Origin of the sequence: Winogradskyella pelagia (genome assembly GCF_017581965.1) — a bacterium.
Lineage (GTDB): Bacteria > Bacteroidota > Bacteroidia > Flavobacteriales > Flavobacteriaceae > Winogradskyella > Winogradskyella pelagia.
Genome location: NZ_JAGEVF010000004.1, coordinates 38,359 through 61,271 on the forward strand (window position 1 = coordinate 38,359; position 22,913 = coordinate 61,271).

Sequence of the window (22,913 nt, forward strand, 5' to 3'; positions counted from 1 at the left end):
CCTTTTTTTTATAGCCTATATCCAAGGCCCAGAAACATAACATCTGGCGAAAGTTCTTCAATACCCAAGGTATATTTCAAATGAATGTTTAGCCGCGCTGTTATGTCGTAGGCAAGAGCTACATCTGCCCTCACCTTAAAATTATTGGTAAAGAAATCGAAAAAGTAGTTGAGACTTGGTCCAACCAGGATATGAAAATTGTTATTGATATCATATTTAAGATATAAAGGCGCATTTATAAATCTAAAATCGGCAATACCAATATAAAGTAGCTCTGGCTGAAAGTGAAACCCGTTATCAACTTCAATATCGGCAAAAAAACCTCCATAGTATCCAACATCAACCGTTGCATTAGGACCAAAGTCCCCTTCTATGACATCAAAAAACGTGAGATTGAGGCCACCAATTAAACCAAATTCAGTTTGAGCCTGGACTTGTCCGAAACCGACTATAAAACCAAAAACGGAAATATACTTTAAGAATCTCTTCATTTTGCTTGTATTAAACTTTGTACTGCTAAATCATATGATTGGAGTCCAAAACCGATGATTACACCTTTTGCATTAGGGGAAATATAAGATTGATGCCTAAAAGATTCTCTAGAAAAGGTATTAGAAATATGCACTTCTATTACTGGTGTAGAGATGGCTTTTACCGCATCACCTATACCAACAGAAGTATGTGTATAAGCTCCTGCATTAAGAATAACACCATCATAGCTAAAACCAACCTCGTGCAGTTTATTAATAATCTCACCTTCTATATTAGATTGGTAATAGATAAATTCGATACTTTTGAATTTATTCCGCAAGGTTTCTAAGTAGGTTTCAAAAGATTGGTTACCGTAAACCTCTGGCTCTCGTTTACCCAATAAATTAAGATTGGGACCATTAATAATAGCAATTGTCTTCATGATATAAAGATACTAAATACAAAACATAAAAAAACCGAGACTATTGCCTCGGTTTAAGAAAATTATATACTGTAGTTTAAAGCGAAAAAACGCCTCCAATGTTGAAGGAGCTTCTAGAGTTTGTAATAGAGAATGGTAAATTATTTGCATCATCAATATCTATAAAGCCACCGTAACCTTGATAATCAATATTAAGTTGGAAATTTTCTGCAACATCAAATTTATATCCAATACCCACTACCAAACCGACGTCTAAGGAAGACACAACATCTTTAACGTCTAGAGTATTCCCATCTGGGAATTCTGATTCTGCCTTTAATAGAAAAGATACAGCAGGACCAAAATTTAGATACCAATTTCTTTTTTTGCCAAAATGCCAATTTGCATTTAATGGAATTGTTAAGTAATTCAGTTTATCAACAATATTTAAACCATCTTCTGCACCCATAGGATTGTAAAGCAACCCAGAGCGTAAACTCCAGCGATCACTGAAATAGTATTCACCAATTACACCAGCGGCAAAAGATATTCTAGAATTATAGGTAGCATCAGATGAGTAGGTTGAAAGGTTGACCCCAATTTGTGGTGAGATCGTAAAATCACCACTATCTGATTGCGCTTGAATAGTTAGGCAAGGCAGAACAGCCAAAACGACTATAAGTAAAAGTTTTTTCATATGAATAGATATAGTTTGGCGATAAATGTAAGATTATTCGTAAAGTGAACAAGCGTTACTTTAATTTTTAGACAAAAAAAAAACCGAGGACATTACCTCGGCTTTTTCTAAAATTATTATGGTCTAAAATTTATAAGTCACACCGAAGTTGATGTCTGATAAATCTAAATTTAATCCAAAAGTATTAAAGGCTTCTGCACCAGGTGTGTCATTCTTAGAACTTGCGTAAGATAAAGCCCCTACAGACGCTCTTAATGCGAAGTTATTAGATACAAAGTAATTGATACCAGGAGACACAGCGATAGCGAAAGTATCATTTGATATATCAGGAGAACCTGTTGTCTCAAACGTTGTACTTACATAAGACAACCCTGCTCCAACTGTAAAAGAGAAGCGACTCGCCGGCGTAAAGAAATACGTTGCACCTAATGCACCTCCGAACGAAGAAAACTTATCCTCACCTCCGCCAGGAAATTCGTCCTTACCAGAACCTACAATAAGATTTGCTTCTAAAGCAATATTTTCGCTTATGAAGTAACCAACAGCAGGCATAAAATCAAAGCCGTTTGTTTTAAAATCTCCTTGCTTACCACTGTTAAATCCAACAGTACCAGAAGCATAAACATCCCCTTTAGCAAAACCAGGTGTGCCTTCATCTTGGGCACTAATCGTTGCAAAAGCAAATATTGCTAATGCAGAAAGTAAAATTCGTTTCATAATATTATTAAGTTTTAAAATTGATTGGTACAAATGAAGTGTATTTTTTTTAATTTTTAAAGAAATTATCAAGACTTATTAACAATTTAATAAACATAAAAATCTATTTGTTTGATTATTAACTCTTTATGTTTTACGTTATTAACAATTTTTTAAGTTAAACCGTGTTGGATGATAGTCTTTTGGTGGTAAAACTATCACATTTAAGCCTGCTTTAAGCCTTAAATAATCCTGTTCTTGGGTAGTTTACTTTAGGATAACATCGATATCGGTCTTCTCGTCAATCTTAAGATTGGTCATGGTCCTTATATTGTTAACACCATCTGAGATTTCTATAAACGTTGTGTTCTCTCCAATAGTACCTACGGAATTGGACTCAATGGTAATGCGAGACCTTTTGTCCGTTAAAGGAATGGTTAGTATCTTTTTAGTATCGGATATTTCGTATTTATACAACAAGATTTTGCCGTTTTTGTATACGGTTATCACATCCTTATCTATTTGGCCACCATCGTATATGGTACAGGTAATCTTCTTTGACGCTGTTAGAATAGAAGTTACTTCGTCCTTCTTTAGAACATTAAGGTTAAGTGTGTCTACTATTTTCATCTTATCGAGCTGTTGCTTGATGCTATCTGGTACACGCCTAGAGTTTTTTAATTTCTTAGTAAATTTTGTTATCCGCTTATCAATCTTCTCAATAGAATTCATGGCAATTTCTCCATTGATGCATTCTGTACCATCGTTGAACTTTCCTTTAAAATTGCCCATGAGCTTGCCACTATCCCATTTAAACTTGGTAGGTTCTAGATGGATGTTACAAAAATCTTGCTCTTCATAGAGCGATTTGGTGTATATGAGCTCTACCTCCCTAAACGAAAGTAGGCTTCTCTCTTCATTGTAAGTACCTTCTATTCTAGATTTGGTTTCATGCTCACCTCCAAAATCAGTAAGGCTGAAGCCGCTCACCACGCCATTTTCTTGCTGGAGCTCTACCTTATATTTAATTAATAGTGAATCTTGGATCTTAATAAACCCCATAAATGTATTTACATCTTCTTGACCTTGCATTAAGTTAGTGGTAAAAAGTAACGAGAGCAATAAAACTAGGTGACTAATAATATTTAATGATAATCTTATTTTAACCATAACTATATGTTATTCAAAGAATTGATAATTTTTTTAGGTATTTTTTTATTTGGAGTATCAAATATTGTGAGATTTTTTCTAAATTCACCTAAACTTAAACCAAAATTTTATGAAAATTAAATTATTCTTATCAGCATTTTTCTTAATGCTTACCGTAAGTGCGGCTTACGCTTCATTCCCTGTAGATCGCGCTACAGTGGCAACCACAACAGAAAATGTAAGTTCTACTGACGAGGTAACTGCTTCCGCGGAAATGTCTACTCCAGTGGCAAGAGCAGGACAACAAAGTAAAGGTATAGCCATTATTTTATGGTTTTTCCTTGGAGGTTTTGCCGCCCACAGATGGTACTTAAAAAGTCCTATAGGATGGAACATCCTATTTATACTTACCTTAGGTGGTTTAGGAATTTGGTGGATTATTGACTTAATTGATATTTTCACTGAGAATTATCCAAAAGCTAATTTTAAAAGTAAGTTCTTTTAGAATTTAAAAACAATAAAGTTTTAAAAAACACTTTGCATTTTTCGTAAAGTGTTTTTTTTATTTTTATTCTATGAGATGGGACCAAGCTCTTAAAGATTATCAAAACTACCTCCGCATTGAGCGAGGATTGTCTAAAAATTCAATATACAACTATAGTTTTGATATTAAAAAGCTCACAAATTACCTCAATGACCATTCTATTTCGGTCTCTCCTGAGGCTATTGACGCAGATGAGGTAAAATCTTTTATTTACGAGGTGTCTAAATCACTAAATCCAAGGTCGCAAGCAAGGCTTATTTCTGGACTTCGGAATTTCTTTGACTATCTCATCTTTGAAAATTACAGAACAACAAATCCCCTTGATTTAATAGAATCTCCTAAAATAGGCAGGAAACTGCCAGACACTCTGTCGGTAAAGGATATTGACAATCTTATTGCTGCCATTGATTTGAGTTATACATATAACGGTGTTAATCTTGGTGAACGCAACAGAGCTATTATTGAAACTTTATATAGTTGTGGCTTACGTGTTAGTGAGCTTGTTGACTTAAAGATATCTGATCTATTTTTTAAAGAAGGCTTTTTAAAAATCACAGGGAAAGGCAACAAGCAACGATTTGTGCCTATAGGAGTATCTACTCAAAAATACATTACTATTTGGATAGATATTAGAAACCACATTAAAATTGACCCAAACTCTAGAGATATTGTTTTTTTAAACTACAAGGGAAAACAAATGACCAGGGCGATGATATTTACTATAATAAAACAATTGGTCAAAACGTCTGGTCTAAATAAAACGGTTTCGCCACATACCTTTAGGCATTCCTTTGCTACACATCTTTTAGAAAATGGTGCTGATTTAAGATCTATACAAATGATGCTAGGCCACGAGAGTATAACTACTACTGAAATATATATGCACGTGGACCGCTCACACCTAAGTAATGTTTTGCAAAAATACCATCCCAGAAAATAGAAAAGGGCATTGACACTAGATCAATACCCTTCTCATTCATTTGAGTTAGTTGACTCTTATTTGGCAATATTAATTGCCCTTGTTTCTCTGATAACCGTAACCTTTACTTGTCCTGGATAGGTCATATCTGTTTGTATTTTCTGTGAAATCTCAAAAGATAAGCTTGCCGCTTTATCGTCAGAAACTTTTTCACTTTCTACTATAACACGGAGTTCTCTACCTGCTTGAATTGCATACGCCTTTTTTACTCCGGTAAAGCCAAAGGCTACATCCTCTAAATCTTTAAGGCGTTGTATGTAACTATCTAACACTTGTCGTCGTGCTCCTGGTCTAGCCCCAGAAATAGCGTCACAAACCTGAATGATTGGAGACAATAACGTAGTCATTTCAATCTCATCATGGTGTGCGCCGATTGCATTACATACTTCTGGCTTTTCACCATGTTTTTCAGCCCATTGCATACCTAAAATAGCATGAGGTGTTTCAATATCTGCTTCAGAAGATGGTACCTTACCAATATCGTGCAAAAGACCTGCGCGCTTGGCTAATTTTGGATTTAAGCCAAGTTCAGCAGCCATAACACCACATAATTTAGCGACTTCCCGTGAGTGTTGTAGTAAGTTTTGACCATAGGACGAGCGGTATTTCATACGACCAACCATCTTAATCAATTCTGGATGAAGTCCGTGGATACCTAAGTCTATCACTGTACGTTTTCCAACTTCAATAATTTCTTGCTCAATTTGTTTTTCTGTTTTGCGCACTACTTCTTCTATGCGTGCTGGGTGGATACGTCCATCCGTTACTAATTTATGTAGTGACAGTCGAGCAATTTCGCGTCTTACAGAATCAAAGCAGGATAAAATAATGGCTTCAGGCGTATCGTCTACAATAATTTCTACACCTGTTGCAGCTTCAATAGCCCTTATATTACGCCCTTCTCTACCAATAATTCTACCTTTAACATCATCTGATTCAATATTGAAAACAGACACACAGTTATCAATAGCCTCTTCCGTACCAATACGCTGTATGGTATTAATTATAATTTTCTTGGCCTCTTGTTGGGCCGTAAGTTTGGCTTCTTCTACTCTATCTTGGACAAAAGCCATAGCATCTGTTTTAGCCTCTTCCTTAAGGCTTTCAATTAATTGTTCCTTTGCTTCTTCCGCTGACAATTGGGAGATAACCTCCAGCTGCTTTATCTGACTCTTGTGAGCTTTTTCTACTTCAACGCGCTTTTTCTCTAAAAACTCTAACCTAAAATCATAGTCTTTCTTTTTATCTTCGAGAGATTGATTCGTTTTTTTAGTTTTAGAAAGCTCATTTGATATCTGTGATTCTTTGTCTCGAATTCGTTTTTCGGCCTCAGCCATTTTTTTATCCCTAGATAGGATTACTTTCTCATGTTCGGCCTTTAGCTCGATAAACTTTTCTTTCGCTTGAAGTATTTTATCCTTTTTCAATGCTTCAGCATCGGCTGTGGCTTGCTTTAAAATTGATTTGGATTCATTCTGGGCATCTCTTATCACTTTAGAAGCTTTTCCCTTCTGAAGCGAGCTTGCAATGAGATAGCCTATTATTACTCCCAAAACGACTGCTCCTACTATATATAGGATTGTATTAGTATCCATAGTTTATATTTAGTTATTATAAAAAAAGCCTACATCAGCTCTGATTTTGTATAAACTCCTTAAAAACAAGTTTAGGGCTAACAAATTGATCAAAAATCTGTCTAAGATACCAAAGCGAGTTTGGCACTAACAGCACGATTTTACAATTTCAACTCACCCTTTTTAAAGAATTAACGTTGAGTTTATCAAAAATATAACTAATGTAGGCAGTAACCTTTTTTTATTTTAAAGAACGTACGAGTTAAATATGCTTGCTTAATAGTTCATTCAATGCAACTAGCTTTTCTTGAACCTCTTCATTGACATATTCCTTATCAATTGACTTTTGTTCTACTTGAGCGGCAAACTGTAACGCACACATTGCGAGTACATCTTGCTTATCCCTTACTGAATAATTCTGCTCAAACTGACCAATCATTCCCTCTATTTTCTTAGCGGCTTTTCTTAAGCCTTCTTCTTGGGTTGGGTTGATCGTTAACGGATAAACCCTATTCGCTATAGAAAGCTTAATTTTTAATTGATCTGGCATTTCAATTGTTCTGCATTTATTCAGAGAGCTGACCTATACAATGGTCTATATCTCTTATTAATGCATTTATTTTTAACTTAGTCTCTCGTTTATTATCGTCACTACCAAGCATTGAATTAGCAATTTTGAGCGTCTCATATTTATCAGCCCAAGTCGCTATTTCCTCTTGCTGATCGAAAAGTTTTTGTTGGTGCTCTTGCAATTGCTGCGAAAGTTTTGCATTAGTCTGTTTTAATACTTCTTGCTTATGTAAAACCTTGCTTATTTTATTCTCTAAAGCGTCAACAATTTCTTCTAACTTACTCATTAAAGCAATTCAATACTATACAAACAAAGTTAACATACCTAACGAGAATTCACAATTGTTTTACAATTATTTTTAAACCATATAAGATTATAGCTTTTTAAGACGTTGAAGAAAATAATATACCTTCAATTCTTGAAAATGACATTCAAATTAATATTTTAGCCCTAATCATTATCGCGAATGAGAGCATTGTTTATTCTTTTTTTAATCTGTTTATCTTCCCACGCTCAATCGGAATACCCTCAAGATTATTTTAGAACGCCTCTAGACATACCTGTCGTATTATCAGGGACTTTTGGGGAATTGCGATCAGGGCATTTTCACTCTGGACTAGATATTAAAACCCAATACCGAGAGGGGTTAAAGGTATACACCGCTGGCCCTGGATATGTTAGTCGTATCAAAATTTCACATTTTGGTTACGGCAAAGCGATTTACGTGACACATCCTAATGGATATACATCTGTTTACGGGCATCTGCAAAAATTTTCAAAACGATTAGAGGCCTACATAAAAGAATGTCAGTATGATAAAGAGAGTTTTGAAGTTGAAGTTTTTCCCAACCCCTCAGAACTACCCATAGAAAGCAATGAAGTTATTGCATATTCTGGTAATACAGGTGGTTCTGGTGGCCCTCATCTTCATTTTGAAATTAGAGACAATCAGGAGCGCCCAATTAACCCGATGCTATTTGGCATTAACACCAAGGACACAAAGGTGCCGCTCGTTCTAAAAGTTTTTGCTTACACAGAAAATGATACAGCATCAGTTAATGGTAAGACAGGACGCATTCCCTTACGGTTAATTCCAAAAAAAAATGGCAGCTTTGATGTAGAAAAAATTGAAGCCTTTGGCAATATTGGTTTTGGTGTTGTAAGCTATGATAGGCAAGATTACGCGCCCAACAAAAACGGCGTAAGTAAAATCCAATCCTTTTTTAATGGTAGTAAAAGTTTAGAAATTGATTTTAAGCGCTTCAGCTTTGATGAGTCAAAGCACATCAAACGCCTTATTGATTACGAATATTTTAAAACCAATAAATCAAGAATTCAGAAATTATTCATTGAGGAGAATAACCCTCTAAGCCTATATAAAGAGGCTTATGACGATGGCTATATAAAAGTTGAAGACAGTACGGCCTCTGTATATCGAATACGTATCTTAGATTTTCTGGGCAACGAAACCTGGGTCAACATTCCTATAGTCGGAAAAAAAACAAATTTGATTAAAGAAACTTACACGTTAGAAGCTGATAAGACCTTGCTAAAATCTAATAAGACTACCGTTTTAAATTCCGATAAAGTTAGCGTCAGTTTTTATAGCAATACTTTATACGACGATAAGTTTATTGATTTTAAAGTTAATTGTGACACGCTTTTCTTGCACAAAGATGTCATTCCTTTACAAAAGAATTTCTACATCAATTACGATATTAGCCATTACAAGCCAGAGGACCGAAACAAATTATACATCGCTAGGCTATATGGCTATTATAAGAAACCATATTATGTTGGTGCAAAACGTAAAGGCGATACACTAAGCGCTGGCAGCAAGGTCTTTGGCACCTACACTTTAGCTATGGATACCGTCGCCCCAAAAATTACACCAGTGAATTTTCAGGATAAAAAATGGCTGAGTAAATACAGATATCTTAAGGTAAAAATCGATGATGATTTATCAGGAATTAGCAAATATAGAGCCACTGTCAATGGTAAATGGATTCTGATGGAATACGATTACAAAACAGATATGCTTGTGCACGATTTTAATGATAATGTGATTTCGGACACAAAAAATAATTTGAAAATAATTGTTACGGATAATGTTGGAAATAGTTCTACATTTGAAGCAACCTTTTATAGAAAATAAAACCTAGCTATTTGAAACTTAAGTATTGTATTGGGCTTTTAGTACTGACTATTTCTTTTTTGTCATTCTGTCAAAGTGCTGTTGTTAGAGGTGTTATTTTAGATGAATTCAACAACCCAATTAGCGAGGTTAACATTAAAGCTAACACGGGAGAGGGCGCTTCCTCTAACGAAAATGGTTTTTATGAACTAAGAATCCCCTCAGACATTGAAGTCACCGTTGTTTTTACCCATTTAGGACACAAGCGCGTAGAGGTAAAATTCAATCTAAAAAATGGCCAAGAAACGGAATTCAATCCTGTTTTAAAAGTAGATGTAGAGCAAATATCAGAAGTTGTAATAAGCACCAATACGCGTCAATCTGTAGATGGCGTAACCTCAATTTCGCCAGAGATTATTAGAAAGATAAAAGGCGCTCAACCAGGAGTAGAAAACATTCTTAAAACTTTACCTGGAGTAAACATATCAAATGAACTCAGTACTCAATATTCCGTACGTGGTGGAAATTTTGACGAAAACCTTGTTTATGTCAATGAAATTGAAGTGTACAGACCGTTCTTAATCCGTTCGGGTAATCAAGAAGGATTGAGTTTCGTTAACACAGACATGGTTCAAAATGTAGATTTCTCCGCTGGTGGTTTCCAGTCACGGTTTGGAGATAAACTATCGTCGGTTTTAGATATTACCTATAGAAGTCCCATCAACACACAGATTAGAACAGATTTAAGTCTTTTAGGCGGAAGTTTAACCGGTGAGACCATTTCTAAAAACGGTAAATTCTCTGGTATAGCCAGTGTTCGCTACAGAGACAACAGCCTTATATTAAATAATTTAGAAACTGAAGGCAATGTAGAACCGGTTTTTGCAGATGCCCAAACCTACCTCACCTATAAATTTACAGATAAATTTCATCTCAATTTTTTAGGCAACATCTCAGTAAATCAATACAATTTCGAACCACAGAATCGCCAAACCAATTTTGGTACTTTGCAAGAACCTGTTGCCTTGTTAGTATTTTATGATGGTATGGAGCAAACAGAATACCAAACCTATTTTGGGGCATTTAAGGCTAATTATTACGCTAATGACGATTTAACCCTTAAACTAATAGGGTCTGCTTACCATGCCCTAGAACAAGAATACTTTGATATTTTCGCCCAATATAGATTAGGGGAAGTCAATACCAATATTGGTGATGAAGACCTTGGTGAAGTAGAATTCAGTGAAGGTATTGGCTCGCAATTGACGCATGCCAGAAATGATTTGGATGCCTTTTTTGTAAATCTTGAACATCGTGGTGATTACAATGTTGACGAAGAAACAAACGTAGAGTGGTCAGTTAAGTATACACACGAAGATATTAGAGACCGACTTGTAGAATGGGAGGTTATTGATTCCGCTGGTTTCTCAATTAGACCTCCAAATTTTAGCACACCAAATTTACAGCCTTACGAGCCTTTTTCAGGTCCACTGACAGCCTTTCAAAATATAAGAGCACTCAACCGCACTCAAATCAACCGAGTCCAAGCCTTTGCTCAATTGAGTAAAAAAACAACTTGGGGAGACAATGAAGTATTTTACAATATCGGTGCAAGACTGCATAATTGGACCGTAAGCGGACAAGGCATTACGTCAAATACACAGACTGTTATAAGCCCTAGAGCCCAGTTCACTATTAAACCAAATTGGGAAAAAGACATGTTATTTAGAGTTGCAGGCGGATTATATTATCAACCACCGCTTTACAGGGAACTAAGAGACTCTTCAGGAATTGTACAGCCAAATGTAAAAGCACAAAAATCGTTTCACATTGTCTTGGGCAATGAATACAGTTTTGAGATGTGGGAACGACCATTTAAATTGGTAACGGAGGCCTATTACAAGGGAATGACCGATGTTAATCCTTACACTCTTGAAAATGTTAGAATCCGCTACCGTGCTAGAAACAATGCTGAAGCTTATGCTTATGGTCTAGACATGAGACTAAACGGTGAATTTGTGCCAGGTACGGAATCCTGGTTCAGTTTTGGTTATCTCAAAACAGAAGAGAATATAGATGGTCGTGGCTATATACCGAGACCTACAGATCAACGTTTAAAATTTGGGGTACTCTTCCAAGATTACGTCCCAAATATGCCAGATTTAAAGATGTACCTTAATTTAGTTTACAATACGGGAGTACCTGGCGGCTCTCCTAGCTATGCAGACCCTTATGATTATCAAATTAGATTGAGAGATTACAGACGTGCCGATCTAGGGATTTCTTATGTAATTGTAGATTCCGAAAAAGAGTATCAGGCCAGGTGGAAAAAAGCCTTTAAGGATTTATCTATAGGCTTCGAAATTTATAACATGTTTAATAACCAAAATAGTATTACCAATACTTGGGTTAGAGACGTTTACAGTAAACGACAATTTGCTATCCCAAATTTTTTAACACCTCGTGTGTTTAATGTTAGATTATCCGCTAGGTTTTAGTTGAAACGGCAAAATTTGACCAATTATTAGTGCAACTACTTAAAACAACGACAACCGCCACCCCATTACTTATTTTTTTTATAGATTTGTAATTGGCTAATACACTTTAGGTTACCCTATTAAGCTATAGTTAAATTTGTAATGCATGAAACGTTCCCTCATCCTATGCTTTATACTCACCTGCAGTATAGCTTTTGCCCAGTCCGATTTATTTGTTAGCAATGGTAGTTTTATTTATGTTGATGGTGATGGTTTTACACCAGGGCCGAATGTAGCACCTGTCTTTGTCACTAATGATGTGAATATAGAAGGTGGTGGTCATATCTATTTACGTAATGAAGCACAGTTACTTCAGGGCAATGATGTCGGTAACTCTGGTCTAGGTGAACTAAGTGTGTATCAAGAAGGGAATGTGAACCGATGGTCTTATAACTATTGGTGCTCGCCTGTTGGTGTACCTAACGTTGCAAACGGCAATGAACCTTCAAGAGTAAGTTTATTGAATGATGTTATTGATGTCACCAACTCCACTCCTGCTTTGTTTACGCCTGGCTTTGATGGTATAGGGAGTCCTTTGACCATTTCAGACCGTTGGCTTTGGTCTTTTGTTTCTTCTGATGAATATAGTGAATGGATCTACGTTGGCTCTACAAATGATTTAGACCCTGGACTTGGATTTACAATGAAAGGTAACGGTACTACACCAACAGAAAGCCAATTATATGATTTTAGAGGAAAACCCAATAATGGCACAATTACAAACCCAGTTGCGAATGGTCAATGGACTTTAATTGGCAATCCTTATCCAAGTGCCATCGATGCTCGAGATTTAATTCACAATTCATCTAATGTAAACGAAATAACAGGTACTTTGTTTTATTGGGAACAAAGTCAAACCGTAACGTCTCATGTACTTCAAGATTATATAGGAGGCTATGCCACTTATACAATAAATACCAGTGGTGCACCTATAGAAACTTTCACGTTTGCACTATTTTCAACTTACGATGAAAACGACAATTCAACACCAGTTTATTTACCGCCTCCTGCTCCTCCATTTACTCAAGCCGAAGGAGTCAAACGAGCGAGAAGATATATTCCAATTGGTCAAGGATTTATGGTTGAAGGCATTAATGGTCCAAATGGAGAGGTCACCGTTAATAATTCTATGCGAGAATTTGTAAAGGAAGACGGAACTAACAGTGTCTTTTTTAGAAATGGACAAACCAATGCAGCGTCAAATAGTAGTAATGAAACAGGTGTTAATCACATCCAATATCAAGATAACGGATTATCCCTAGTGCCTGATGACTACAAAAGATTTCGAGTTAATGTTGATTTTACGGTAGGTGAAAGCCAGTACACAAGACAATTAGTACTTAATTTTCACGATTCGGCAACATTTGGTCACGACAGAGGGCTGGAATTAAAACGTGCTCAAGCATACGACTCTGATGCTTATTTTGAATTGGATGGCGAAGATTATGGCGCACAAGCCTATCCATTTGGAGAAGACCTTAGAATTCCTCTAGTTATTGACATTGAGGAACAGCAACCGCTGCGCTTTAGAATTTTTGATATCCAGAATTTTGAGGATTCTCAGGGCATTTACATTTACGATTCCACAACAGATATGTATATCAATCTCAGGGATATCAATTATGAATTGAATATAGAACCCGGTCATTACACCGACCGATTTGAGGTTGTATTTACAGCAGAAACCACCTTATCTAACGAAGCGGTTGATTTGGATAACTTGAGCGTCATTCAAAATAATGGACTACACCAGCTACAAATTTTTAATCCAAACGCTGTAGATATTTCTTCTATAGAAGTTTACGATGTTTCAGGGAGACGTGTTATTACCAATCCTGTAAATACCGTGGAATCCCAGTATAATATTTCTACGCTAGATTTAAGTGATGGCGTTTATGTGGTAAACATCAAAACGGCTTCAGAGGCGGTTACATCTGATAAAGTTATTGTTAAGAATTAGAGAATAAACCAAAGAACTTGTAGCACAAGTAATGTCATTTAATTCACCGCTTTTACAAGGATATATTTTTAAATATAATAATTATGAAACATTTCTACTCAATCAAAAGTATCGTATTTGTAATAGGCCTAATGGTTTGCTTTATCGCGCAAGCTCAAGTGGGTGTAGGTACAGAAACTCCAGCCTACACTTTCCAAGTGGTTAATGACGGAGATATTGGCGCAACATCTTTAGCGGAAAGTACAAACTCTGGGGACGATGGTGTTGCACTATCCGGTTTCAACGTTTCTTCAGCTAATGGCTTTAACGCCTTTGAAGGGGTAACAGAAGGGCTCTTTTCTGGTGTATATGGGTTGTCATCACCAACGGCTGGAACAGGTTATGGTGTTTATGGAGTAGCTAATAGCTCCGACGCAATAGGTGTATTTGGTTCTGTACCTACTACAGGGTCATGGTTAGGATATGGAGGGCTTTTTATTGGTGGTCTTGGTTATGCAAACGGTATTTATAACTTGTCAGATGCAAGAGCTAAACGGGATATTTCAGAAATTGATAATGCTTTGTTGAAAATAAAAGGTTTAAAAGCTTATACTTATAAATATGACTCTTATTCCTATAATTCAAAAAGAGCAAATGACAATCAGATTCATTATGGTTTTATGGCACAAAATGTTAAAGAACACCTACCCCATGCCGTAGCAGAAAAAAGTGTAAAATTTCCAGCAGATTCACAAAGTCCAAAATCAAATATTAATGAAGCAATGGTTTCCAAAACACTTAACGTCGTGGATTATACGGCTATAATCCCAGTTTTGGTCCAAGCTATGAAAGAGCAACAATACATCATAGACACTCAGAAGGCAGAACTGAAATCATTAAGCGAAAAACTGTCACGGATAGAATCTAAATTAAATGACATTTTAAAAAATTGATTTATCAAGACTTAACAAACTCTTCCAAAACACCAACCACATAATCCAACTCCGCTTTGGTAGTATATATGCTAAAGGAGAAGCGTACGGAAGGCTGTTTCAGTTGTTCCTCGTTCAGGATAGCAGTTAATACATGCGATTGTTGATTGCTTCCACTTTGGCAAGCACTGCCCTTGGAGCACGCAATACCTTTTAAATCCAATTGAAACTGTAACATGGGCGCTTTTTCTGGCGCAATAGGTAAACATACATTGACCAAGGTGTAAGTAGATTGTTTTAAATCATCGCAATTGCCATTAAATGCAACTCCTGGGATGCTTTCTTTGAGTTGTTCAATAAAGTAAGTCTTTAGACCTTCTATATACTTTTGTTCAGCTTCTATATTGTTGTATGCCAAACTTAAAGCTTCGTCCATGCCAACAATATTATGCAAAGACTCCGTACCAGCCCTAAAGCCTCGCTCCTGCTCGCCTCCAAATATTAAAGGCTTTAAGCCAGATGCTTTCCTAACAAAACAAAAGCCTACACCTTTTGGACCATGAAATTTATGAGCACTAGCAGCCAAAAAATCTACTTTTGTTGTACTTAAGTCTAATTTAAAATGACCCACCGATTGCACCATATCAGAATGAAATAGGGCGTCATTTGCTAGGCACAGATTGGCAACACGCTCAATATCTAAAATCGTTCCTATTTCATTATTGATATGCATTAAGCTTACCAGCGCTTTATTAGATTGCTGTAAGAGTTGTTCTAGGTGATTATAATCTACAGCACCGCAATCATCCAATTTCACAAAATGCAAATTTGTGCCATACTCATTATGTAGTTGTTCCGCTGTATGCAAAACGGCATGATGCTCAATTTTGGAGGTAATAATGTCCGTAACCTTCAAGTCTCTTACAGCACTTCTTAACGCTAAATTATCGGCTTCTGTGCCACCAGAAGTAAATACAATTTCACCAGGACTAACATTAAAATGAGCTGCAATATTTTTTCTGCACTGTTCTAAAATAGCCTTGGACGAGCGTCCGAAACTATGAGTTGAGGAAGCATTTCCATAATTTTCGCTCAATACCTCTGTCATCCGTTTTATAACCTCAGGCCTTAGCGCTGTCGTTGCTGCATTATCTAAATAAACCGCTTTCATACTGTAAAAATATTGTAAATAAAATTATTTAAACAATGGCACGTTATTATTTTGTAAATCGGCTATTTTTGCTAAAAAGCTATTATATGTTAAGACGTTTCATTCTTGTAATAAGTCTTGTGTTTTTATACACTTGTGATGATGGCGATATCATCACAGTTAATCTAGATTTTGATAAAGACCTAGACCGCTGTGATAATAACTCAGAATCTTATTTTGTATTTGATTTAAGGCGCGATCCTAGTGAATCCATTGGAGTTACATTCCCTAATGATGATATAACGTCCTTACTCTTTGAATTACCCACACCTCCAAATGAATCAGTAGAGATTCCTATCAACGGAACTACTACAAGATTTATATATAGAACCTACAATAGAGATATTAGCGATGGCGATAATGGTGAACTCTGCGATTTAGTGCCTGCTTTTGATTTAGTGATTTTAGAAGATTATGAAGCCTCAACTGGTAGAATTTTAGTTACCGTAACTGTTGAAGACGATGACCAAGATGGTGTGCCTACTATTTTTGAAGGTCGTGGTGAGTCTGATGAAAATGGCGAGTTCCCAAATGCGCAAGATACAGATGGAGATGGTATAGCAGATTATCTAGACAAGGATGACGATGGCGATAACGTCCCTACTGAAGATGAATTGAATGATAGCGACACGGATAGTGACCCTAATACAAACCCACTAGATACAGATAGTGATGGTATACCTAATTATTTAGATGAAGATGACGATGGTGACGATATAGATACACGCTTTGAAGACGAAAATCAAGATCAGGACCCTCGAAATGATACCAATACAGATGCCAATGGTAGTATTGTAGCGCACTATCTCAATGCTCTAGAAATTATTAATTACGGTGACCCAGGAGCCAATCCCAACCCTGATTGGCGAGATTATCTGCGCATTGTAACTACAAATTTTGTAGTACAAGGATTTGATTTAGATATCATCAGAGGTGATGAATACAATTTGGGAGACTATATCAATGAAATTCCGCAGACAAATAATTAAGGGGCTATATTTTGAAAAATTTTAACCTCAGTAGCACCTAATCCGTAGGTCTTATAATCGGCATCGTAAAACTCCACATTATTGTAACGCCTTAATAACGTATATAACTCCTGCCTGAGAACACCTTCTCCTACTCCGTGTACAAATACCATTTTAGGAATCCGTTTGCGAATGGCAAATTCTAGTTGCTGGCGCGCTGTATCTAATTGTAAATTTAACATATCAAAATTAGTCATCCCTTTTGTGGATTCTCGTAATTGGTGTATGTGTAAATCTATTACGAAATGTGCCTTCTGACGGTCTTTGGGCTTTGCCTTGGTAGAAGGTTTTGGTTTACGCTCTTGTTTCTGTTGTTTTACGGTTTCAAAATCCGTTTTATAAATAGCTTCATCTAAAGACCTATTCGACGCACTAAGCATCACTTCATGAGACTGAAATTCGATTATAAAACCATCTGCATCCTCAACCTTTACCGTATTACCGATTAAGGATTTCACCACGCCTATAAAATCTTCGTCTATGGCTTCAACCGTATCACCTATCTTAATTGTCATCTTCTGGTTCAGATTTTATAAAGGACTCTTCTTCTTGCTTGTCGTACTTGCTGGGAATATTTCTTGATATACTATAGACTCCAATCATTAAAAGAGCTATCCCTCCTATTAGTAGGTAAGTATTTTGTTGTTCCTCGGCTTGTGCATAAACGGCCACAGCACCTCCTGATACAATGCACACCAAACTTATAATCCTAGAAATATTCATTCTATAGTCTTTTGAGATGCTACAAAAATACAGCTTAGTTCAATTTCAAAATAGATTTCTAAGGTAAATTCTAATTTATTAAATTAGCCTTGTGTATATTTTAGTTAAGGGTTTAGAAGATTATATGCTTCCATGTGTTAACAAAAAGCTATTTGGCTTTGAGTGCATGGGCTGCGGACTTCAGCGGTCTGCTTTGCTTTTATTACAAGGCGATTTGTCTGGAGCATTTTTGATGTATCCTGCCATTTATACCCTTATTGCCTTATTTGGGTTTATTCTCATCAACAGTTTTAAAAATTTTAAAAATGGCAGTAAAATTATTGCTATCTTGGCTATAACTAATGTCGCAGTAATCATTCTTAGCTATTTACTTAAACTTTATTTTAAATAATCATTATGGAACAACAAAAATTACCTAATGCAACCACCTCAATTATTTTAGGCAGTATTTCTTTTATTTGCTGCTGTTTTAGTGCAGGTATCGGAGGCCTTATCTTATCTGGAATTGCTTATTTCTTAGCCAACAAAGACGAAAAGACCTATGCCGAACAACCAGAGTTATACAGTAACTTCGGCCAAATTAAGACCGCTAAAATTATTGCTATTATAGGGCTTGTTTTGGCAATATTAACATTGGCATGGAGCATCTATACTATTGTTGCTGCAGGCGGTTGGGAAGGTTATATGGAACAACAAAAAGAAGTTTATAAACAAATGGGAATTGATATTGAATAATTCCTAAACTATATAAACTAAAAAAAGCGATTTTCAATGAAAATCGCTTTTTTTATATATGCATCTTGCAGTTTTAAACTTCGAATTCCTTTAAAGTATTTGTAATAATAGAAACACATTCTAACAACTGGTCTTCAGTCATTACTAAAGGAGGGGCAAAACGTATCATATTACCATGAGTAGGTTTTGCTAATAAACCATTATCGCGCAATCTCAAGCATATGTTCCATGCGGTATCACTGTCTTCATCATCATTAATAACAATAGCATTAAGTAAGCCTTTACCGCGTACTAAAGAAACAATATTACTTGTTTTTATGTATTTATTAATCTCTGCACGGAATACTTTTCCAAGATAATCAGCATTCTCAGCTAATTTTTCATCTTTAACTACTTCTAGAGCAGCAATTGCCACAGCAGCAGCTATAGGGTTACCTCCAAAAGTACTTCCGTGGTTACCGGGTTGAATGACGTTCATAATCTCATTGGTTGACAGCACTGCAGAAACCGGATATAAACCGCCACTCAAGGCTTTTCCTAAAACCAAAATATCTGGTTTTACATCTGGAGTACCAGAACAATCTTTATTCTCACATGTGCAATTTCCACAAGACGCCAATAAACGTCCTGTTCTTGCTATCCCTGTTTGTACTTCGTCTGCAATGAACAGCACATTGTACTTTTCGCACAGCGCTTTAGCTTCCTTTAAATAATTTTCACTTGGCACATAGACACCAGCTTCACCTTGTATTGGCTCGACCAAAAATCCGGCGACGTTAGGATTGGTACTTAATACCTGTTCTAATTCCTTGAGATTATCATATTCTACTTTGATAAATCCGTCCGTGAAAGGTCCAAAATGCTTTCGTGCTATAGGGTCATTAGAAAATGAAATAATTGTCGTTGTTCTTCCGTGGAAGTTATTCTTACACACAACGATTTCAGCTTTATTTAAGTCGATACCCTTAACTTCATATGCCCATTTTCTGCACAATTTTAAAGCTGTTTCTACAGCTTCTGCTCCTGAATTCATGGGTAACATCTTGTCGAATTTGAAGTATTCTGTAGCATACTTTTCGTAACGACCAAGCATATCATTGTAAAACGCCCTAGAGGTTAAAGTTAAGCGTTGTGCTTGTTCCGTCATCGCCTCTACAATCCTTGGATGACAATGCCCTTGGTTTAATGATGAATACGCCGATAAAAAATCGTAATACTTTTTTCCTTCAACATCCCAAACAAAAACGCCTTCGCCTTTGCTCAGTACAACAGGAAGTGGATGATAATTCTGGGCTCCATACTTATTTTCTAATGCCATCGCTTCTTGCGATGAAATGTGGTCTAAAACAGCCATTTTCATAAAATTTAAAAGTGAATAAAAAGCTATTTCTTATCTACCTTTATCCTTTCGAAAGTCTCGAAAATTCAGCGTGGGAAAGAAATCATCCCTAGATGTTGGCAAGTTAATAAAATCTCACAATATCTCGCAGGCATTTTAAGGAACAATTCACATCTTTCATCTAGGAAATGACTCTATATTTGCAGTCTAATAATTAGTTCATGCCAAGACGAGAGCGAAACAAATTTGTAAAACGCGGAGAAATCCTAACGCTGAGAATAGAGGATTATGCTTTTGGAGGAAAGGGGATTAGTAAAATAAGAAATGAGCACGGCGAGTTTGTTGTTTTTATTCCTAATACTTTACCAGGACAACTTGTTAAAGCACAGGTGAGAAAATCCAGTAAGACTTATGCCGAGTGTAAACTCCTCGAGGTTATAGAACATGCGGAAAATGAGGTGGACGTCCCTTATCAAGATATTCCTGGTGCTCCATATATAAATCTACCTATTGAAATACAGCACGAGTATAAAAGAAAAAGTACACTTGAGTTGTTTAAGCGCATTGGGAAAATTTCTGATATTGAAACCAAACTCGATGAATTTATTCCATCTCCCAACACATTCCATTATCGCAATAAAATGGAATATGGATTTTCAGCTATTGGCTATGATCGTAAGTTAAAAACAGACGTTGACGAATTTACATTAGGTTTCAAAAAACGCGGAACTTGGTGGTGTGCCGAAAATTTGGATAAAGATTCCGGATTATTTGATGCTCAAGTTGAAGATCATCTAAAACACATTAGAGCCTATTGTAAATCAACAGGACTCGCCGCATGGCATGCACCTAGAAAGGAAGGATTCTTTAGATATTTAGTTGTACGAAAATCTTACCACTCCAACCAATTATTATTTAATTTAGTAACAACTTCTCATGAACTAGCTCAATTTGATTTAAAAGCCTTTTCAAAATACCTTATAGAATTATTCGGTGACCGTGTCGCTGGATTTCTACATACTATTAACGACGAAATCGGTGATAGAACTATAGCAACAACAGGATCAATACAACTTATATACGGAGAAAATAAAATTGTTGAACATTTACTGGGACTGCAGTTTGAAATAAGCATGAAGAGCTTTTTTCAAACTAATCCAAAATGTGCTGAACGCCTTTATGCAAAAGTAGTAGACTATGCTTTAGAAGATAAGTCTGCAATAGATAATTCTGTTGTACTCGATTTATTTTGTGGGACAGGTACTATAGGACAAATCTTAGCTAGCAAGTCTAATAATACCCAAATCATTGGCGTGGATATTGTAAAATCAGCTATTGAAGATGCTAAAGAAAATGCAAACCGAAATGGTATTGAAGGCTTAAAGTTTTTTGCAGCAGACGTTGGTAAGTTTTTAGTAGAACATCCACAATATAACAACACTATAAGAACCATAATCTTAGATCCCGCTCGTGCTGGTATCGCACCAAAGACCCTTAAAAAAATAATAAATATTAAAGCAGACCGTTTGGTTTATGTATCTTGTAATCCAGCAACACAGGCAAGAGATACAGAACAATTAGTCCTTGCTGGTTACAAGCTAAAAAAGATGAGTTTAGTGGACCAATTCCCTCATACATCACATATTGAAACCATTGCTCTTTTTGAAAAATAAAATATGAAATACCTCTATTTTCTCTTCCTTATAGTTCTATTCTTAAGCTGCAACTCAAACAGCGATTCTGAAAATAACTGGAAAAAAAATGCTAAAACAGTTCTTAGTGGAACCATAGAGCCCTACAATCCGGTCTCTATGCCAAGTAAGATGAAACTTTTCTTTTACGACGACTTATTTAACCAGATTACAAACGAAGTTAAAATTGATAGTCTAGGTAATTTTCACTCAGAATTTGAACTAGCGCATCCACAAGATATTTCCTTTTACTACAGAGCCTGGCTGTCCTTAATCCTAAAACCAGGAGATTCCATTCAACTTTCGTTTGATGGGAACCAAGCTGAAAAACAGGATTTGTATGCTAGTATGACTTTAGCTGGAGATTCTAAAGACTTGAATACCGATTTCCATCAATTTTTGTTAAACGATTCCATTTTAGATAATTACTATAAGCCAATTTCAAAACTAGCTCCACAAGATTTTAAAAGATACCATGATAGCGTATTTTCCTATAGAAAAAAATACATTACGGAGTTCCTTGATTCAAATACCAGAATAGATAAAAGCTTAAGGTCTTGGTTAGAGATGGAAAAAGACATCGTTCCTATAATCAACGTTTTAGAATTTCCGATGTATTATAGAATGTATAATCGGGATAAAGCCAAAATCTCTGAATATCCGGAGGGATTTTTTAATTCCGTCAGCAATTTAAGTTCAATGACAGAACAAGACTTTGTTAATAGTAATACTGCCTCATTGAGTAATCATTTGATTTTTCACTATTATGAGAAAATCAACCCTAATAATGAGTCTATGGATACAAAGCTTCAAGATTCACTTTTATTCCATGCCTTACAGAAAGACTTCAAAAATAATCCATTACCTATTCAACTAGCATTATCCGATAAAATAAGGGCTGGCTTAGAAGGTATGAATACAACTTTTATAGATAATAATTTGAATGAATTGAAATCTATTTATGCGGACTCCAAAATTGGAGAGGCTGTTTTTGAGACCTATGAGAAAACTAAAGCAGAATTGGCTAAAATTAAAATGCCAAGTGATGCTGGTTTTATTAATTTTGAGTCTAAAGACCCTAAAAACTACCTCGATGAAATCATTGCAAAGGCTGATGGTAAGGTAGTATATATTGATCATTGGGCAACTTGGTGTGGGCCATGCATAGGTGAGTTTAAAAATGCACTTCCTAATTTCAAAAAGAAATATAAGGATGATATTGAGTTTGTATATCTCTGCTATCGTTCTGAAATAGAACAGTGGAAGCCTATGATTCGGAAATTTCAACTTAGCGGCAAACATTACTTTGTTACCGATGAGGAGATCGAGACATTACAGAAACAAATGACGGTTGACGGTTATCCAACCTATACCATAATAGACCAAAAAGGCGAGATTGTTAAGTCAGATTTTCAGTATAGACCTAGCCGTGAAGTCACATCTAAAATTATTGACAGTCTTTTACAGAATGACACAAGTCTCTAGTATATGTCTAAGGTTTTTAATTTATTTGCTAGACCAAATAACCAAATCATAAGAAGGT

Annotated in this window: 23 protein-coding genes and 1 other RNA gene; 11 read left to right on the top strand and 13 right to left on the bottom strand. The window is 35.9% G+C overall.

Annotated features, from left to right (window positions below; translation table 11 throughout):
• Positions 1–8: 8 nt before the first annotated feature.
• From J4050_RS06230 to J4050_RS06250, 5 genes are all read right to left on the bottom strand, one after another.
• The gene (locus J4050_RS06230) at positions 9–491 is read right to left on the bottom strand and encodes a hypothetical protein (RefSeq protein WP_208153411.1); all 483 of its coding nucleotides are present in this window, start codon (positions 489–491) and stop codon (positions 9–11) included.
• Entirely contained in the window at positions 488–913 is a 426-nt protein-coding gene (aroQ, locus tag J4050_RS06235) for a type II 3-dehydroquinate dehydratase (RefSeq protein ID WP_208153413.1), read from the bottom strand. The genes J4050_RS06230 and aroQ overlap by 4 nt, the downstream gene beginning before the upstream one ends.
• Before the next feature lie 76 nt (positions 914–989).
• Positions 990–1,589: a porin family protein gene (locus J4050_RS06240; protein ID WP_208153415.1), complete on the bottom strand. Its 600-nt coding sequence runs from the start codon at positions 1,587–1,589 to the stop codon at positions 990–992.
• Between the two features lie 123 nt (positions 1,590–1,712).
• Positions 1,713–2,306: an outer membrane beta-barrel protein gene (locus J4050_RS06245; protein WP_208153417.1), complete on the bottom strand. Its 594-nt coding sequence runs from the start codon at positions 2,304–2,306 to the stop codon at positions 1,713–1,715.
• Between the two features lie 246 nt (positions 2,307–2,552).
• Positions 2,553–3,455 carry a hypothetical protein gene (locus J4050_RS06250; protein ID WP_208153419.1) on the bottom strand — a complete coding sequence of 301 codons (903 nt, stop codon included), beginning with the start codon at positions 3,453–3,455 and terminating at the stop codon, positions 2,553–2,555.
• A gap of 109 nt (positions 3,456–3,564) precedes the next feature.
• Here J4050_RS06250 and J4050_RS06255 point away from each other — a divergent pair, with 109 nt between their 5' ends.
• On the top strand, positions 3,565–3,939 hold the full coding sequence (locus tag J4050_RS06255) for a TM2 domain-containing protein (RefSeq protein ID WP_208153421.1): 375 nt from the start codon (positions 3,565–3,567) through the stop codon (positions 3,937–3,939).
• Positions 3,940–4,009: 70 nt separating this feature from the next.
• Positions 4,010–4,918, top strand: coding sequence for a site-specific tyrosine recombinase (locus J4050_RS06260; RefSeq protein ID WP_208153423.1), 909 nt, complete (start codon positions 4,010–4,012; stop codon positions 4,916–4,918).
• A 56-nt stretch (positions 4,919–4,974) separates the two neighbouring features.
• On the opposite strand, the gene rny is transcribed toward J4050_RS06260, so the two are convergent.
• The 4 genes from rny to J4050_RS06280 form a co-directional block, all read right to left on the bottom strand.
• Entirely contained in the window at positions 4,975–6,552 is a 1,578-nt protein-coding gene (rny, locus tag J4050_RS06265; RefSeq protein WP_208153425.1) for a ribonuclease Y, read from the bottom strand.
• Between the two features lie 52 nt (positions 6,553–6,604).
• Positions 6,605–6,734: non-coding RNA, 6S RNA (gene ssrS / locus J4050_RS06270), on the bottom strand.
• A 59-nt stretch (positions 6,735–6,793) separates the two neighbouring features.
• The gene (locus J4050_RS06275; protein ID WP_208153428.1) at positions 6,794–7,081 is read right to left on the bottom strand and encodes a cell division protein ZapA; all 288 of its coding nucleotides are present in this window, start codon (positions 7,079–7,081) and stop codon (positions 6,794–6,796) included.
• A gap of 16 nt (positions 7,082–7,097) precedes the next feature.
• Entirely contained in the window at positions 7,098–7,388 is a 291-nt protein-coding gene (locus tag J4050_RS06280) for a coiled-coil domain-containing protein (RefSeq protein WP_208153430.1), read from the bottom strand.
• 180 nt (positions 7,389–7,568) lie between these two features.
• On the opposite strand from J4050_RS06280, the gene J4050_RS06285 reads away from it, so the two are divergent.
• The 4 genes from J4050_RS06285 to J4050_RS06300 all read left to right on the top strand — a co-directional run bounded on the left by J4050_RS06285 (position 7,569) and on the right by J4050_RS06300 (position 14,665).
• Entirely contained in the window at positions 7,569–9,257 is a 1,689-nt protein-coding gene (locus J4050_RS06285) for a M23 family metallopeptidase (protein ID WP_208153432.1), read from the top strand.
• A gap of 11 nt (positions 9,258–9,268) precedes the next feature.
• Positions 9,269–11,734, top strand: coding sequence for a TonB-dependent receptor (locus J4050_RS06290; RefSeq protein WP_243878567.1), 2,466 nt, complete (start codon positions 9,269–9,271; stop codon positions 11,732–11,734).
• A gap of 145 nt (positions 11,735–11,879) precedes the next feature.
• Positions 11,880–13,733, top strand: a complete 1,854-nt coding sequence (locus tag J4050_RS06295; RefSeq protein ID WP_208153434.1) for a T9SS type A sorting domain-containing protein — start codon at positions 11,880–11,882, stop codon at positions 13,731–13,733.
• Positions 13,734–13,816: 83 nt separating this feature from the next.
• Positions 13,817–14,665, top strand: coding sequence for a tail fiber domain-containing protein (locus J4050_RS06300; protein WP_208153436.1), 849 nt, complete (start codon positions 13,817–13,819; stop codon positions 14,663–14,665).
• A gap of 4 nt (positions 14,666–14,669) precedes the next feature.
• Here the strand turns inward: J4050_RS06300 and J4050_RS06305 are convergent, their stop codons facing one another.
• Entirely contained in the window at positions 14,670–15,815 is a 1,146-nt protein-coding gene (locus tag J4050_RS06305) for a cysteine desulfurase family protein (protein ID WP_208153438.1), read from the bottom strand.
• 86 nt (positions 15,816–15,901) lie between these two features.
• Here J4050_RS06305 and J4050_RS06310 point away from each other — a divergent pair, with 86 nt between their 5' ends.
• Positions 15,902–16,843 carry a hypothetical protein gene (locus tag J4050_RS06310; RefSeq protein WP_208153440.1) on the top strand — a complete coding sequence of 314 codons (942 nt, stop codon included), beginning with the start codon at positions 15,902–15,904 and terminating at the stop codon, positions 16,841–16,843.
• Here the strand turns inward: J4050_RS06310 and J4050_RS06315 are convergent.
• Together J4050_RS06315 and J4050_RS06320 are read right to left on the bottom strand one after the other, a co-directional pair.
• Positions 16,840–17,397 (bottom strand): Smr/MutS family protein, encoded by a 558-nt coding sequence (locus J4050_RS06315; protein WP_208153442.1) that lies wholly within the window; start codon positions 17,395–17,397, stop codon positions 16,840–16,842. The two genes, J4050_RS06310 and J4050_RS06315, sit on opposite strands and share 4 nt — an antisense overlap.
• Positions 17,387–17,605: a hypothetical protein gene (locus J4050_RS06320; RefSeq protein ID WP_208153443.1), complete on the bottom strand. Its 219-nt coding sequence runs from the start codon at positions 17,603–17,605 to the stop codon at positions 17,387–17,389. Before J4050_RS06320 ends, J4050_RS06315 begins: the two co-directional genes overlap by 11 nt.
• A gap of 91 nt (positions 17,606–17,696) precedes the next feature.
• Here J4050_RS06320 and J4050_RS06325 point away from each other — a divergent pair, with 91 nt between their 5' ends.
• Positions 17,697–17,996: a DUF2752 domain-containing protein gene (locus J4050_RS06325; protein WP_347879104.1), complete on the top strand. Its 300-nt coding sequence runs from the start codon at positions 17,697–17,699 to the stop codon at positions 17,994–17,996.
• 5 nt (positions 17,997–18,001) lie between these two features.
• Entirely contained in the window at positions 18,002–18,340 is a 339-nt protein-coding gene (locus J4050_RS06330) for a CCC motif membrane protein (protein WP_208153445.1), read from the top strand.
• A gap of 73 nt (positions 18,341–18,413) precedes the next feature.
• Here the strand turns inward: J4050_RS06330 and rocD are convergent, their stop codons facing one another.
• A complete protein-coding gene (rocD, locus tag J4050_RS06335) occupies positions 18,414–19,694 on the bottom strand; it encodes an ornithine--oxo-acid transaminase (RefSeq protein ID WP_208153448.1) in 1,281 nt (426 codons plus the stop codon).
• A gap of 206 nt (positions 19,695–19,900) precedes the next feature.
• Between rocD and rlmD the strand changes: the two genes are divergently transcribed.
• Together rlmD and J4050_RS06345 are read left to right on the top strand one after the other, a co-directional pair.
• Complete coding sequence (gene rlmD, locus J4050_RS06340; protein WP_208153450.1) at positions 19,901–21,352, top strand: 23S rRNA (uracil(1939)-C(5))-methyltransferase RlmD; 1,452 nt, start codon at positions 19,901–19,903, stop codon at positions 21,350–21,352.
• A 3-nt stretch (positions 21,353–21,355) separates the two neighbouring features.
• Positions 21,356–22,855 carry a TlpA family protein disulfide reductase gene (locus J4050_RS06345; RefSeq protein ID WP_208153452.1) on the top strand — a complete coding sequence of 500 codons (1,500 nt, stop codon included), beginning with the start codon at positions 21,356–21,358 and terminating at the stop codon, positions 22,853–22,855.
• Positions 22,856–22,913 lie beyond the last annotated feature (58 nt).